1 rRNA gene is annotated in these 948 nt (G+C 57.5%); it reads left to right on the forward strand.

Going from position 1 to position 948, the window contains the following annotated elements:
- A 23S ribosomal RNA gene (locus HHX35_RS42345) occupies positions 1–948 on the forward strand; the annotation flags it as partial.

Genomic DNA, 948 nt, shown 5'->3' on the forward strand with positions numbered 1-948 from the left:
GCGAAGGTGAGAACTTAAGCGCCGGTAAACGGCGGTGGTAACTATAACCATCCTAAGGTAGCGAAATTCCTTGTCGGGTAAGTTCCGACCTGCACGAATGGCGTAACGACTTCCCCGCTGTCTCAACCACAGGCCCGGTGAAATTGCAGTACGAGTAAAGATGCTCGTTTCGCGCAGCAGGACGGAAAGACCCCGGGACCTTCACTACAGCTTGACATTGGCGTTTGGAGCGTCTTGTGTAGGATAGGTGGGAGACTGGGAAGCGGTAACGCTAGTTATCGTGGAGTCATTGGTGAAATACCACTCTGGTCGTTTTGGACGTCTAACCCGCGCCCGTGAATCCGGGTGGGGGACAGTGTCTGGTGGGTAGTTTAACTGGGGCGGTTGCCTCCTAAAAGGTAACGGAGGCGCCCAAAGGTTCCCTCAGCCTGGTTGGCAATCAGGTGTCGAGTGTAAGTGCACAAGGGAGCTTGACTGTGAGACTGACGGGTCGAGCAGGAGCGAAAGCTGGGACTAGTGATCCGGCATCGGCGTGTGGAAGCGGTGTCGCTCAACGGCTAAAAGGTACCCCGGGGATAACAGGCTGATCTTCCCCAAGAGTCCATATCGACGGGATGGTTTGGCACCTCGATGTCGGCTCGTCGCATCCTGGGGCTGGAGTAGGTCCCAAGGGTTGGGCTGTTCGCCCATTAAAGCGGTACGCGAGCTGGGTTTAGAACGTCGCGAGACAGTTCGGTCCCTATCCGCTGCGCGCGCAGGAGACTTGCGAGGGGCTGTCCCTAGTACGAGAGGACCGGGACGGACGAACCTCTGGTGTGCCAGTTGTTCCGCCAGGAGCACGGCTGGTTGGCTACGTTCGGTAGGGATAACCGCTGAAAGCATCTAAGCGGGAAGCTCGCCTCAAGATGAGGTCTCCCACCACCTTGTGTGGGTAAGGCCCCCTAGAGA

Origin of the sequence: Microbispora sp. H10830, assembly GCF_014161375.1 — a bacterium.
GTDB classification, from domain to species: Bacteria; Actinomycetota; Actinomycetes; order Streptosporangiales; family Streptosporangiaceae; genus Microbispora; species Microbispora catharanthi.